This is a genomic window from Levilactobacillus parabrevis ATCC 53295 (genome assembly GCF_001434055.1).
Lineage (GTDB): Bacteria > Bacillota > Bacilli > Lactobacillales > Lactobacillaceae > Levilactobacillus > Levilactobacillus parabrevis.
Map to the genome: position 1 here is coordinate 25,117 of NZ_AZCZ01000026.1, position 13,290 is coordinate 38,406.

17 protein-coding genes and 1 tRNA gene are annotated in these 13,290 nt (G+C 49.0%); 4 read left to right on the plus strand and 14 right to left on the minus strand.

Translation table 11 applies throughout. The features are described from left to right. Positions 1 to 50 precede the first annotated feature (50 nt). Entirely contained in the window at positions 51 to 443 is a 393-nt protein-coding gene (locus FD07_RS07920) for a DUF488 domain-containing protein (protein ID WP_020089774.1), read from the plus strand. Here FD07_RS07920 and FD07_RS07925 read toward each other — a convergent pair. From FD07_RS07925 to FD07_RS07955, 6 genes are all read right to left on the minus strand, one after another. Next, positions 397 to 1,074: a beta-phosphoglucomutase family hydrolase gene (locus FD07_RS07925; protein ID WP_020089775.1), complete on the minus strand. Its 678-nt coding sequence runs from the start codon at positions 1,072 to 1,074 to the stop codon at positions 397 to 399. The genes FD07_RS07920 and FD07_RS07925 overlap by 47 nt on opposite strands. 97 nt (positions 1,075 to 1,171) lie before the next feature. Then, entirely contained in the window at positions 1,172 to 1,630 is a 459-nt protein-coding gene (locus tag FD07_RS07930) for a universal stress protein (RefSeq protein ID WP_020089776.1), read from the minus strand. Positions 1,631 to 2,024: 394 nt separating this feature from the next. Beyond that, the gene (locus tag FD07_RS07935) at positions 2,025 to 3,638 is read right to left on the minus strand and encodes a BCCT family transporter (RefSeq protein ID WP_309299727.1); all 1,614 of its coding nucleotides are present in this window, start codon (positions 3,636 to 3,638) and stop codon (positions 2,025 to 2,027) included. A gap of 310 nt (positions 3,639 to 3,948) precedes the next feature. Next, a complete protein-coding gene (locus tag FD07_RS07940; protein WP_020089778.1) occupies positions 3,949 to 4,554 on the minus strand; it encodes a sugar O-acetyltransferase in 606 nt (201 codons plus the stop codon). Between the two features lie 771 nt (positions 4,555 to 5,325). After that, positions 5,326 to 5,790: a VOC family protein gene (locus tag FD07_RS07950; protein ID WP_020089780.1), complete on the minus strand. Its 465-nt coding sequence runs from the start codon at positions 5,788 to 5,790 to the stop codon at positions 5,326 to 5,328. 128 nt (positions 5,791 to 5,918) lie between these two features. Then, a complete protein-coding gene (locus FD07_RS07955; RefSeq protein ID WP_027825996.1) occupies positions 5,919 to 6,815 on the minus strand; it encodes a ribonuclease H family protein in 897 nt (298 codons plus the stop codon). Between the two features lie 278 nt (positions 6,816 to 7,093). Here FD07_RS07955 and FD07_RS07960 point away from each other — a divergent pair, with 278 nt between their 5' ends. Then, positions 7,094 to 7,573, plus strand: a complete 480-nt coding sequence (locus FD07_RS07960; RefSeq protein ID WP_020089782.1) for a hypothetical protein — start codon at positions 7,094 to 7,096, stop codon at positions 7,571 to 7,573. A 143-nt stretch (positions 7,574 to 7,716) separates the two neighbouring features. On the opposite strand, the gene codA is transcribed toward FD07_RS07960, so the two are convergent. After that, positions 7,717 to 8,952, minus strand: coding sequence for a cytosine deaminase (gene codA / locus FD07_RS07965; protein WP_020089783.1), 1,236 nt, complete (start codon positions 8,950 to 8,952; stop codon positions 7,717 to 7,719). A 38-nt stretch (positions 8,953 to 8,990) separates the two neighbouring features. After that, complete coding sequence (locus tag FD07_RS07970) at positions 8,991 to 9,287, minus strand: hypothetical protein (protein ID WP_020089784.1); 297 nt, start codon at positions 9,285 to 9,287, stop codon at positions 8,991 to 8,993. 251 nt (positions 9,288 to 9,538) lie between these two features. On the opposite strand from FD07_RS07970, the gene thiD reads away from it, so the two are divergent. Then, on the plus strand, positions 9,539 to 10,357 hold the full coding sequence (gene thiD, locus FD07_RS07975) for a bifunctional hydroxymethylpyrimidine kinase/phosphomethylpyrimidine kinase (RefSeq protein ID WP_020089785.1): 819 nt from the start codon (positions 9,539 to 9,541) through the stop codon (positions 10,355 to 10,357). 63 nt (positions 10,358 to 10,420) lie between these two features. Here the strand turns inward: thiD and FD07_RS07980 are convergent, their stop codons facing one another. The 5 genes from FD07_RS07980 to FD07_RS07995 form a co-directional block, all read right to left on the minus strand. Further along, a complete protein-coding gene (locus FD07_RS07980; protein ID WP_020089786.1) occupies positions 10,421 to 10,882 on the minus strand; it encodes a hypothetical protein in 462 nt (153 codons plus the stop codon). 171 nt (positions 10,883 to 11,053) lie between these two features. Then, on the minus strand, positions 11,054 to 11,233 hold the full coding sequence (locus FD07_RS07985; protein ID WP_020089787.1) for a hypothetical protein: 180 nt from the start codon (positions 11,231 to 11,233) through the stop codon (positions 11,054 to 11,056). Further along, on the minus strand, positions 11,226 to 11,918 hold the full coding sequence (locus FD07_RS07990) for an NAD(P)H-dependent oxidoreductase (protein ID WP_020089788.1): 693 nt from the start codon (positions 11,916 to 11,918) through the stop codon (positions 11,226 to 11,228). The genes FD07_RS07985 and FD07_RS07990 overlap by 8 nt, the downstream gene beginning before the upstream one ends. 138 nt (positions 11,919 to 12,056) lie before the next feature. Next, a complete protein-coding gene (locus FD07_RS12495) occupies positions 12,057 to 12,209 on the minus strand; it encodes a hypothetical protein (protein ID WP_020089789.1) in 153 nt (50 codons plus the stop codon). Positions 12,210 to 12,329: 120 nt separating this feature from the next. Then, a complete protein-coding gene (locus FD07_RS07995) occupies positions 12,330 to 12,635 on the minus strand; it encodes a hypothetical protein (RefSeq protein ID WP_020089790.1) in 306 nt (101 codons plus the stop codon). A 141-nt stretch (positions 12,636 to 12,776) separates the two neighbouring features. Here FD07_RS07995 and FD07_RS08000 point away from each other — a divergent pair. Then, positions 12,777 to 12,850: transfer RNA gene (locus tag FD07_RS08000), tRNA-Arg, on the plus strand. Between the two features lie 84 nt (positions 12,851 to 12,934). On the opposite strand, the gene FD07_RS08005 is transcribed toward FD07_RS08000, so the two are convergent. Further along, the gene (locus FD07_RS08005) at positions 12,935 to 13,174 is read right to left on the minus strand and encodes a cytochrome b5 domain-containing protein (protein ID WP_020089791.1); all 240 of its coding nucleotides are present in this window, start codon (positions 13,172 to 13,174) and stop codon (positions 12,935 to 12,937) included. Positions 13,175 to 13,290: the final 116 nt, after the last annotated feature.

The window sequence follows — 13,290 nt, forward strand, 5'->3', positions numbered from 1 at the left end:
CTTCTCCTCCAATTTACTATGTTAGAATGGAGCCATGGAGATGATACGTGATGGCAATTAAATGTGAACGAATCTATACAAAGCCCGCTGATCTCAAGGGTTATCGGGTACTCGTCGACCGTCTATGGCCACGAGGAATTTCCAAGGTCAACGCGCAACTGGCGTCCTGGGAAAAAGAAATGGGTCCCACGACCGACCTACGGAAGTGGTTTAACCACGAGCCCGAAAAGTTCCCAGAATTCAAAAAACGCTACGTCACTGAACTCGAAGCTAACGAAGCGTTACCCGCCTTCTTGGACCTGGTCGCCGAACAACTCAACGACCAAGATGTTATTCTATTATACGGCGCCAAGGATGAAGAACACAACCAAGCGATTATTCTGAAGGAATTTTTGCTCAAACGCTTAGCTGGCCGAGTGCCTGCTGAACGGCTGACAGACTAAGTTCCCGGGTACTGGCCAACATGGCATCGGCCTGTGGGAGATCTTTAACGTTGATGCCCACCGTGAAGCATCCCGCCGCCTTGGCTGACCGTACACCAGTCACGGTATCCTCGAAGGCCACGCAATCTTCCGGATGCTGATGGATCAATGCGGCAGCTGCTAAATAAACGTCCGGTGCTGGCTTGCTGGCCCTGAGGTTTTCTGCTGGTACGATCTGCGGGAAGTACTTGGTCAACCCCAAGTGCGCAATCTCCGCTGGGGCGTTGGCTGAAGCGGATGCCAAGGCCATCGGATATTCTGCCGCCACGAGCTCATCTAGGAACGCCGTGACACCGGGGAGACAGTTAGCCGGCGTCAGAGCCGCCACATACTGCCGATACAGGTCATTTTCGTGATTTGTGAGCCGTAGTCGCTGATTGGATGTAAACTCGCTCTGACGGTCCACAGAGGCCAATATAGCCGTCAGCGAATCTTCCCGGCTCATTCCCGGTAAGATTTCCGCGAGCTGGTCAGTCCACGGAATGTGTAATTCCTGCGCAATCGTTTGCCAAGACGCCAAATGGTATTGCCAGGAATCGGCCAACACCCCGTGTAAATCAAAAAGAAAGCCGCGTAATTGTCGTGTTTGCATGAGAACTCCCCCTCGTGAAAGCGTTTCAATTTATGACTATTATACACCAAAACAAAATGGTTCACCGCTTTAAACTATGCGGTGAACCATTGTTAATTTAGCGAATTACGATAACCGAAACATCCGACTTCTTGGCGAGCCGTAACCCGATGGCACCAGGATGGCCGTGACTAGCGAAATCAACGTCCGCGCCACAAACCACCAAGTCCGGCTTGAATTCCGGAATGACTTTTTGGAGCACGACATCATCGACATCGCCCCCTTCAGCCACGATGGACCGCACGTCATTCACACCAAACGCCGTTGCTTTGTCGGCGTACTCCTTGACGATGGCTTTTAGCTCATCGCGTTTTTCGTTAAGCTTGTCCGGCATCAGTGATTCATAGATGCTGATGTCATTACTTTCCAGCACAGAGGCAATGCCCAGGTGTGCTTGGTAATCACGCGCCATCGTCATCGCGAATCGGAATGCGCGGCTGGTCGAGGGCCGGTCGTCCTCGTCGATCGTGATTAAAATTCGCCGGAAAAATAGTGGATTATTACTTTCGTCTGCCATAAAAACCCTCCTGCAATCAATGGTGACACGGCCCTATTGTATCATACCTGGTGAGAAACACTAAACACGTGATACATACTCGACTGTGGCTACCAGGATGCCATCGAGTCTAAAGGCGGCTGGCCCGCCGGCATTTTGAAATGGTCTTGCCACATTCAAACCTAATAGCCACGAAAAAACGCCCTCTAAATTTTAGAAGGCGTTTCGTGTTTGATTTTATAATTGTTGAGTGCTGTTGGTCCCTTTGATTTTTATCTAGCGAAACCAGCAGCCGCCGAAACGTGTTGCGCCAGCCAGACTCCTGCGCTTAACCCGGCTAAGCACCGACTCAGTTCCACCGAGTGGGCACTTACCCATGTTAATGCTCAGAGTCTAATCAGCTGGCTCCACACTCTTATCTTGCATGGTCCGGCGACAAAATCATCGGGCCCCGCACCGCTCGTGGTAATTCGACGGTAATCCGCCGTACAACGACTGGTTGTGGAACCACCACTGGTGCTGGCTTTGGCTTGGCTGCCAACATGTGCCAGATTGAATGCAACAATAAGATGCAGACAAACATTAGTGGGAAACCAGCAATCGTCGACACCGTTTGAACGGTCTTGAACCCACCGACCATCACGATCCCAAAGGAGAAGATGATGAAGACGATGACCCAGATCATCCGGTTCCAACGACTTGGTTCCTCACCGTCATCCAAGTGAAGACTGGTGAAGGATGACACGATGAAGGCTGACGACGAAATCGTCGTAGCCAAGAAGATGAAGCAAGAGATACAGTACAGTGCCAGGATAATCATCTTAAATGGCAACGTTGCGATAACCGTGGCAACCACGGCAGCTTGACCCTGCGTGTTTAAAATGTGAACCAAGTTGACGGCACCGGTTTGTTGGAGCCACAAGGAGTAGCCCCCGAAGATGGCGTAGAAACTCATGCACCCTAAGGCACCATAAGTTAACATCCCAACTAAGACCTGACGAATCGTCCGGCCTTTAGAAATCCGGGCAATGAACAGTCCCATGACGGGCATGTAGGATAACCACCAACCCCAGTAAAAGACCGTTTGCTGCTGAGCGGTACTATTCCCACCATTAGGCAGAGTGTTGGTCGACATGGCAATAAACTTTTGGGCCATTAACCCAATACTATTAGTTTCAGAATTTAAAATATAAACAGTGGGTCCAATGATTAAAATAATAGCTAACAGACCCAGTGCCGTCCAAATGTGGGCGGAACTCAAGCGGTTGATTCCCCCGTTTAACCCATGGAAAACGGTGACCGCAAACAGAATAAACAAAATGATAAAGAGTTCAATTTTAAGCATGAGGTTATCTTGAACCCCAGTCAACCGGCTGAGAACTTTGGAAATAATCGGAATTTCCATCCCGACGGACGAACCGATCCCGCCCATAATTCCAAAGACAACTAAGAAATCGACGACGTGTCGGGCAATAACTTTCCCCTTACTGTCACCTTGGAGACTGGTGATTGCGGCACTGACCCGTTGAACCTTGGCGTGCTTGACGTACAAAACGTAAGCAATCGCAATCGTTGCTGGTGCGAACATCATCCAAGCCATTGGGCCCCAGTTGAACTGGCCCATCATGTGGGCAGCGCTATAGGCGTTGCTTGAGAACGGCTTAAGCCCAAAAGCTGGGTGTTGTAGGTACCGCAGTGGATCAACGATGGACAGCATCAAAATGCTGGCATCAATCGCCGTGGCGAAGACCATTGATCCCCACTGGAAATTACTGTAGTGGGGCTTGTCATTGGCATCACCCAACTTAATTTTACCAAACTTACCAAATGCTAAATACATAAAAAATAAGAAGTTGACCACGTACACCATCATATAGGCCCATGACATGCGAGTATCAATCCAGTTCAATAGAGAACTCAGAGTGGTTTGTAATTGGTTACCACCTAAGATAAATAGCAATGACGCGAGAATAAATAAAACGATGGTTGGTACGAATACTAACTTATCAATATTTTTACGCGCTAAAATAAATAATCCTCCTCATTTGTTTCCTGGGAGCGAACTCCCAGCGGTCATGTTCAGAAGAGATTGTACGAAAAAAGCGCTAAACAGGGTCGTTACACGAGCCACCTGTACAGCGCCATTACGGTTGAATACAAATTGCCTACGCAAATCTCTTTGAATCAATATCCAAAGTCTATTATACGCGGACACTAGGATTAGTAAAATCTTGCTTAAGAATAAGTTTTTTCTGCGGAAATTAAAGCGTTTACATAGCCAATGCCTACTGCATTCTAAGAATTTGATTAGAATTTAGGCGATAGCTTAACCCTTTGTCTTAGTCAAGCTTTTCTGGCCACTGTGCCTTGGCCGCGGCATTTCCAGTGGGACCGTTATCAATTTCCTTGATGACGTGGGCTGGATTACCAACTAAGACCACGTCATCCCCAAAGGACTTTGTGACTACGGCGCCGGCACCAACGACGACGTTATTCCCTAGTGTGACACCAGGTAGAATCGTCACGTTGCCACCAAACCAGGCGTTATCGCCGATGGTGATGGGCGCACCCATTTCAACATCGTTGACCCGCGCCATCGCATTCAGTGGGTGAACTGGCGTATAGAGCCCAACGTTGGGACCAAAGTAGCAATGCTCGCCAATGGTGATGGGACAGGTATCCAGCAAGGTCATATTATAATTACCATAGAAGTGGTCGCCGATGTGGATGTTCCAGCCATAATCGTATTCAAGTCCGGCTTCAATGAAGAAGTCATCCCCACTATCCGCGATCAACTTCCGGTAACCATCGTTTCGTTCAGCGTTGTCGTCCAATTGGTTAACGGCCCGCAGTTGCTTTCGTGCGGCGACTCGCCGGTCGATCAGTTCTGGATCAAACTGATTGTAAGGCTGCCCCGCCGTCATTTTTTCCCGTTCTGTTGCCATTACATAAATCACTCCTCTTGGCTCTCATGATACCACTTGCTGGGCGTTTTCTCTAAACGGTAATGGTTTGCCTGCGGCTGCCAAGGATTCTGCCGCTGTGGGGACCGCCTCCAGCCCCAAAACGGGCTTCCGGCTTGGTTTGAAACCTCGCCAAGTTCAGGCGAGTTTCCAAACACATCCCACGTTGTAAAGCCGGAAAGCCCACCGGTCTAACAACGTTGTCACGGCTGGCGCCATCCTTGGCCTCCTCCGGCTACGACAACTTATTCCCCTGTCAAACGCCCACCAGTCGTATCTATAGTTAGAATTCTCAATGCATCACCGCTGTTTAGCTCTAATCAACGTGCCAATCCAGATTTTTAGACTCTCAACAATTAATGTCAAAATGAATAAAACCACGTATATCGTGCAGAAAACCTCGATCCAAAATGACAACGACAGTGGCAACAAAAAACAAATAAGATCCAACGTGGCAACTGGTCCCGTGCCCCATGCAAAAATTTTGAACCATTTTGGATACTTGGAAAATACGTTCACCCACGTGAATAAGTTTAAAAATGTCTTCTTCAAAAAAGTCCTCCTCGTTAGGCCTGAATCTTCAAGCCTAAGTTCCCCTGAAACATCTTAATTATAGAGCTCTTGGGGATGTTCTCAGTTCAGCGTCGGTGGATTTTCAACGAACCTTAACAATTTCGATTTGGCCACAAAAAAAGAATGAGCCACTAACGCTCATTCCTACAAAATTACATATTTATTGGCCCACCACAACACCTAAGCGTTGTCGTCTACCGTTTCTCCCGGCATGGTCTGTTCACGTAGAATCCACGTAATGCCGTATGCATCGACGACCTGGCCCATCTTGCCTCCGGAGCTCTGCTCACCGAAAGGACTGATGACCTTCACGTCGAACTTAAGGAGTCGTTGGTACAAGCCTGTCAATTCCTTGACGCTGGCGGAATCGTCCGCATCGACGTCGATCATTAGTGAAATCAACGTGGAGGACGTGGGCTGACCCATCAAGGCGTCGGCACACTGAATGTCCAAACCCAGAATCTTAAAACCACCGCTCATGGTCATTTCATCCAAATCAACGGTAGGCGCTAATCCAAACTGTTCAACTTCCTCGGCAGTCGGGCTGACCCGGTAGGCGTTGGTTGCTCCAAAGACGCTCTGATAATACGCTATGGCTTCTTTGGCATTTTCAAATTCCAAATATGGAATTAACTTTGCTTGCATCGTCGGTACCCCATTCATGACATAATTTAGAAACAAATCGACTGTCTAGTCACCGCTAGTCCGGTGCTAGTCTCTTCGATTAGATGAACCGCATTTTATCTCTAGCTGGTATTATACCCTTAATGACTTTAAAACGGTAGGTCGCGTAGCCCTTTCGCGATGTCAGCGAGTGACTGCTCCGCCGTCGTATGCTTCAACGGTGCCTGTGAGGCCGCCGCTTTGGACCGTTCATCAGCTGTCGGACTGACTGGCGCTGCTGGGCGTGAAGTTGTCGTCTTTGCCGGTTGCTTCACCGCTGGTTTGACCGCGGCGTGATGGCGCTCCTGCCCCATCCCATCCATCGTTTCGTTCAGCAGATGGTCCACGAACACGTTTCCTTGGTTGGTGGCGTGCCCCTTGGTCCACTGATAACTCAACTGTGTAAACTGAGGTAATAGGCGATCAACATCCCGCCACAGCTCGGCGTTGGCTAACGGTCCCGCACTACGCTTCCAACCGCGGCGCTTCCAGCCAGCTAGCCAGCCTTCTGTGACAGCATTCAACACGTACCGCGAGTCTAAGATAAATTCAATACTGGTCTGATTCTGGTTCAAGTCAGCTAACTTCTGAAGCGCATTGCGAAAGGCCATGATCTCCATCCGATTATTGCTGGCCCCAAACTCACCATCGGACCCGGTCACGACATCATCCGGCAACTCGATACGGTAGGCCCAAGCGGCCTTATCACCGGTTCTCACGTGCCCACCAGCGACATTCCCAGTATTCCGGGAACCACCATCCGTATAGACGGTAATCGCCGCAGAACCACTCTGGGGGGCAGCTGCTGTCGTCCGTTGTACTTTGTGGTGTGCCTTGGGTGTGCTCGACGTTGCCTGACCTTGCATGAAGGCGTCTGCGGCACTCGCCGACGTAAAGCTCTTGTATTGGGCCCCGGAATAACCGGTGACCTGCGCCTGTGTTTCCGCCCAGGTTCGGTAGACGCCGGGCTTACGGCCACGGCGGACTGCATAGTATTTCTGTGCCAAATTCATTCCTCGCTTTCGACCTAATCTAAATTAGTTTACCATAGATTTTCTCAATGTGACCAAATCCGCTATTACAGGACTTATGAAGCCGTTGCCAACATCATAAGGACCGGAAAAACTTTTTTCTCGAATTGCTCAGCCACAAACCTTAAAAAACAATAATTTCAAAGTGTAAATTGTTTCCATAACTTTTAGATTATGCTAACCTAGTAGGTGTGAGTATTGGTCGGAGACTGTCCTAATTTACTCATTTTCCCAAATTTTTAAGGGGGTTTTTGATGAAGAATCCAATTCATGCGTCCATTATTACCGTCGACCAAGCCCGCGCGATGCTTAAGGACCAGCGAGAACAACGTGACGAACGTTTTCCCCAGCTGGCCACCTCCGGCCAATATATCTTACCAGACTATCGGTTAACCCGTAAGCGTGAGGCCTTTAAGATTCGGCGGCATACTTTTTTAAAGAAACATTTCCGTTCCTACGTCGCCTTTGATTCCGACAACGGCCAGACCTTGTGGATTCACAACTTCCCAAGTCTGTCCGAGGCCTGTTTCTGGCTAAACACCGGATTGAAACCCAACGACACGGACTCCGCCGGCACCTACCAAGGCTGGAAGGAAGAACACGTCGCTGAGATCGAAGTGTTGAAGGATCAGCTCCGCGCCCAACACAAAGAAAAGAAGAAGCCCGTTGCGACGCCAAAACCGGCAACCGTAACGACCGTAAAAAAAGTAAAGCACGCTAAAGCTAAGAAATAGCGGCATTACATAAAACACCAACGAAAGTCATTCTGCGACTATCGTTGGTGTTTTTTTATTTTTCTTGTTATTTTTTGCATCGCCTGCGACTGCTAGCGACGCCACTGAGAACCAGAAGCGCCAACAGGCACCGCTTCAAACCCCTAAAGGTCTAAGTGCACCTGCTTGGGGTCCGTCTTAACAATGATCTTACCATGGTGAATCGAGTACAGGACCTCTGAGCGCTTGTTCAATGCGTTATAGAAATTATCGTTGTTCATGATGACCAAGTTGGCGGGCTTCCCCTCGGCAATACCGTAATGGTCGCCGACGTGCATAGCCTTGGCACCGTTCGTCGTGACAAACTTGTAGGACCCGTTAATGTCATCGTAACCCATCATTTGGGTGACGTGGATTCCCATGTGAAGGGCATCCAGCATGTTTCCATCGCCCATTGGGTACCAAGGATCTTTGATATCATCTTCACCGAAGGCCACATTGACCCCAGCTGCATTGAGTTCCTTGACCCGCGTCAAGCCACGACGCTTGGGATAAGTATCAAACCGACCGCCTAAGTGGGTATTGATCAGGGGGTTAGAAATCATGTTGATGTGAGACATCTGCAGTAAGCGCATCAGCTTGTAAGCATAAGCGTTGTTGTAAGAACCCATCGCCGTGGTGTGGCTGGCCGTCACTTGGTCACCCAAGCCGGTTTCCAAAGCCAAGGTGGCTAACGTTTCCAAGCCACGAGAAGCGGGGTCGTCGATCTCGTCACAGTGCGCATCGACCAGCTTGCCATACTTTTGGGCTAATTCGACGGCAAAATGGAGGGATTCTACACTGTATTCACGCGTGAATTCAAAGTGTGGAATTGCCCCGATAACGTCGACACCCAGCTTAGCAGCCTGTTCCATCAGTTCTTTACCGTGTGGGAATGACAGAATACCTTCTTGAGGGAAGGCTACCAGCTGCAATTCGATAAAGTCTTTCACTTCGTCACGCACCTGGATCAAGGCCTTCAGCGCAGTCAGATTCGGGTCAGTCACATCCACGTGGGACCGAACAAACTGAACACCATGGCTCGCCTGCAATTCCAACGCTTGCCGAGAACGACTCTTAACGTCAGCAATGCTCAACGTCTTCTTCCGTTCGGACCAGATCCGAATACCATCAAATAGCGTCCCGGACTGATTCCATTCAGGATCTCCTGCCGTCATGGTGCTGTCCAAATGGACGTGTGGATCAACAAACGGTGGCAAAATTAATTTGCCCCGTGCATCGATCACCTGTTCATTATCCTTAGCCGTTAAATGATCGGCAATCGCAGTAAATTTACCGTCCTCAATACGAATATCCTGTGGTTGCGTTGCGTTTTCGATGAGACCTTGTTGAATTAACATGCGCGTTAACCTACCTCCTACACTTTTTCATCTTTAATTTAATAAAAACCGGGAATAGTCAGTCCGAGCAAAAGAATCGTACTATCAGCAACCAACCCCAAAGCTACGGCAATGACGCTCACCGTAGCGGGAACCAGGCACCACCAGGGACCCTTTTTAGCGGACCGAACCAACCCTACTAAGCTTATCACAGTTAAGACGAATCCGAACAATAAAGTCGCGGGTTCGTGGGGAAACCAGCGGTAAACCGTTTGAACGGCGCCAATTAGTGCATACCAGCTCACGATAAAGCCAATCAAACTCCACCCCAACACACCCCATCGTTCACGTCTCATTAGCTGTCATCCCCTTGTCCACTGTTATTCTCAACATCCTTGTCGTTAACTTTAACTTACGCGGTTGTCCTCAGACTAGCGAGCAAACCAACCTCGTTCGCGGGGTCAACGAACATTGCGACAACTGCTCTCTAGCCACTACAAGTTGCCGTTGCGCTAACAAATATATTTATCAAACTTCCCGGTCGTCTTTTCACTATGGTCTGTGCTATGCTGGAAGCTATAATACTGACAGCGGAGGTTACTTAATCATGGTAAATTCATACCCACAAGCCCTCACCATCGCGGGTTCCGATAGCGATGGCAGTGCCGGCATGCAGGCTGATCTGCACACCTTCTTTGCCCGGCGTGTCTACGGCGCATCCGTCATGACCGCCTGTGTGGCCGGAAACTCTTACGGCATTCACGCTAGTGTTCCGATGCCCACCGACTTCATCGACCAAGAATTCAAGGATTTAGCGGACGATTATCACATCCGAGCATCTAAAACTGGGATGCTTGCCGACTCAGCGTTAATCAACGATGTCGTCAAAAACTACCAAGCCGCCGACTTTGGTCCCCTAGTGGTCGATCCAGTCATCATGACCAAACATGGCAACCAGCTGCTGGAAGAGAGTGCCTTCAACACGCTACGCACCGCACTCATCCCACTGGCAACGGTGTTGACGCCGAACTTCTTCGAGGTCGAAAAGCTTGCTGAAATGTCAATTACGACCGATGCGGATATGGAAACGGCCGCGCACAAGCTTCAGGCAATGGGCGCCAAAAATGTGATTGCCAAGGGCAGTCACGCCGACCCCACCCAGAAGGTCGTGAAGGACTTTGTCTTGCTGGAATCCGGCGAGAGCTTCTGGTTGAGCGAACCCTACCACGAGACTGACCGAGTCAACGGGACCGGCGACTCCCTCTCCGCCTGCATCACCGCGGAACTAGCCAAGGGGACACCAATGAAGCGCGCCATCGAAATTGCCAAGCAGTTCGTCAACGCTGCGATTGGCTCACCAATTGAAGTCGGCCACAAGTTTGGTCCAGTTAACCACTGGGCAGCAATGGATCGCGATTTTAAGTAAGAAATAATGAAAGCAGCTAGGCAGTTCTCAAAACGAGAACGCTTAGCTGCTTTTTAACTTCGCTTACTTCACACGGTAGTAATAATGAACGATTGGCTTCTCACCAAAGGATTTGTATTCCCAGCCGTCATCGCGCAGAGATACTTTTTTCTTGTGTGTCACACGCTTCAGGTGCCACAACTGTCCACGACGTTTGACACCAATGAAGGTATACCCCTTCTTGTCCTTATGTACGTAAAGTGGCACTCCGTTGAATGGGTTCTTAGAGTGCTTCCGCTTCTTGTTGCCCACGGTCCAAGAACCTTCCTCTTTTTTACCATTCTTGTACTGGCTCACGCTAAAGGAATATTTTGTGATCTTGACCTTTTGAACTTCTTTTTTGCTAATCCGTGCTTGCCACGTTCCACGAAAGTTCGCTGGCGTAACCGTCCGTTTAGCCGAAGCACTAGCAGTTGGCAAGACTGCTGTTGTGCCAGCAACTGCCAGCACTGTTAGTGCACCTAGCAACACCTGTTTAATCGACATTCCTCTCTGTCCCTTCGATTCAATATATACCGGTAGTTTCGCCGACTTATGATTTGACATATTCTATATTAAGCCTGAGAAGAATCAATTGCTAACGTGGACTGCACTAGAAAATTCCGAAAAAAAGATACTGCCTTCTCCGTATCCTCTCTTCTTGCTATCGACTGCCACTTACCATCGATCCGGTCGCCACGTCCGACCATCGACCTCACCGCCGAGTTGTTCGCTGCGCCGGTCCTGTTCGGCAACGACCTGCTTCAACGCTAACCAAAATGCCCGGTCGGTAAACTTAGATTGTTGGTTAGCCAATTGGTCGATCTGTTGGCGTAACCACGCTGATTGTTCAGTCATCTTCCTGCTCCTTAATCATGGCTAAAGTGTCCGTCAACTGGTCGAGATGCGCCCGATTCTGATCAAAAATACTGGCAATCAATTTGCCAGTCGTCTGCTGTTCCGCTGGTAACTGGTCCACCATAGCTGACAGCCGGTGAGCAAACCACTCCTGCCGATTGGTCAAACTGTCTGGTTGCTTCTGGGTTAGGTACCGCTGGTAGTCGATGACCAGCTGCAACTTTTCCGGTTCCTCGAGGTAGCTGAATTGATAAATGGGAAACGTCGGCAGCCAGGTCATCTTGGCTCGGTGGGCTAACGCCGCTAACGGGGCCATAACGGCATCTAACGTCACGTTCTCGGCACCCCCTCGCTGGAAGGCTTGTTTTGGCATGCCGGTAGTCACCACGATACCCAACTCCTTGCCGGCCAACGGGTCGCGATGATCACCGTAGACAAACGTCCGCGTCAGCACCGTGTCTTCCCACTGCTTCAATCCCGCCGGTGCCGCGTACCAATACAACGGAAACTGTAAAATAATTCGGTCAGCATGCCGCAATTGATCCTGCTCTTTGGTAACATCCAGGGTGGATTGCCCTTCGATATGCTCCCAGACAACATCATCATCGGGCAGACTTTCCTTTAAAAATTGTTGACTGGTTGAATCCGCCAACTGGGGATGGGAGACCAAGACGAGCGTAGTCATCGTACCATCAACTCCTTCACGTTTTTTCACTAAAACCACTTTAGCACAGTTTTACAGAATTTTTGCGTCCCATGCCTTGCTAAATCAGGGTAAAAGAAAAGGCCTTTAGCAGTAGCGCTAACGACCAGTTGACTTGAATTAACTTAAGCGGCGATCAGAATCATCGTGGAATTTATTTTCCCGGGTAGCCAGATGCTTGCTGTTCTTCCGGAAAGTTTCCCGGTTGTTCAAATACAGCTGACCTACCGCGGCCAAAATGATAATGAATAAAATAATAACTAGTGCAGACATAGCAATTCCCCCCGTCAACTTTAGATTACAGTTATATTATCTAAATGTTACAGGAATATTGCAAGCATGTTGTTATGAAAATAAGAAAATCTTGATATTTTTACCCTATGCTTAGATTGTTCACTTATTAGTCGTACCGGTAGACGATTGCTGGACGAACTCTTTTTGCTGAGATTTGCGCTGTGACTGGTGTTTCTTCTGAACCTTGCGAACTTGATTGGAGACCTGATCAGTTGGACTCACATTCTTTTGCCGTGACAGGTTAGCTGCCGGGGCCGCCAGTAATAGAACAATGATGGCCGATAGACAGTACACCAAGTTGCGATGGCGATCCCCCTGTGCCTGCGTAATCTGAAAAAAATAATAAATAATACAGATAGCAGAAAAGAAAACCGCAATCTCTGCAACGATGTGAACTACTAGCATAATTTCCGCCTCCTCTAAACACCTTCCACTCTACTGGAGGCACCAGGTAACTGTCAACTGGCGACTACCAGTTAATCCACAATTGACACGGCGCGACGGCTTCTCTATAATTAAGAAGTTGTTGGTCACCAGACCCATTAGGTCGCAATAGCTCAGCTGGATAGAGCAACGGTCTTCTAAACCGTAGGTCGAGGGTTCGAATCTCTCTTGCGACATCAAAGTACAATACAAAGAAGTTCTCACAACGCTGTGAGAACTTCTTTTTTGGTTTTATCAGCTTTTGACTATCAGGTTACAACCTAGTCGTGATACTGGCCCACAACGGGGAGCTTCTTCAAAACCTTCCGACCGTGTGGTGACTGACCATCGATTACGCTGGTCAATTCCTGGCCGGCAAGGTTGCCATGATGCTTGCCACCAGCCCAAGCTTCCACATCAGAAACGTCATAAACAACGCCATCTACCGCCACGTAGGCCGGTTGCCCGTTTTGACCATCAAATTTGGCCAATTCCGTGCGATCAAATACTTTTTCACTCACGTAAAACCACCACCTTAATTAGTTACTCCCATCATAAACTGACCGTCCTAACAACTCAAGCAATTCGCCTTTCGGGTGATAACTAAAGTGCAGTCAATTGCCCCTGAATGAATTCA